Consider the following 253-nt stretch of genomic DNA (forward strand, 5'->3'; position numbering starts at 1 on the left):
CGCCGGCGCGCTGGTGCTGGCCGCCGGCATCCCGGCGGCGTTCGAGCGCTTCGACTTCACCGTCCCCGTCATCGGGTACGTGATCATGCGGCTCGCGCTGCTCGCGCAGTGGCTGCGCGCCGCCCGCGACGATCCGGCCGGCCGACCGGCCGCGCTGCGGTACGCCGTCGGGGTCTCGGTCTGCCAGGTTGCCTGGATCCTGCGCCTGTTCCTGCCCGTGCCGTGGAGCTGGATCGCCTTCGTCGCGATCGCG

At 74.3% G+C, this 253-nt stretch carries 1 protein-coding gene; it reads left to right on the top strand.

The annotated features are described in order from the left end of the window. Nucleotides 1-253 (top strand): low temperature requirement protein A (locus tag F0L68_RS41295; RefSeq protein ID WP_149855362.1); only part of this gene is annotated, 253 nt, incomplete at both ends.

The sequence above is a fragment of the Solihabitans fulvus genome (assembly GCF_008386585.1).
GTDB classification, from domain to species: domain Bacteria; phylum Actinomycetota; class Actinomycetes; order Mycobacteriales; family Pseudonocardiaceae; genus Solihabitans; species Solihabitans fulvus.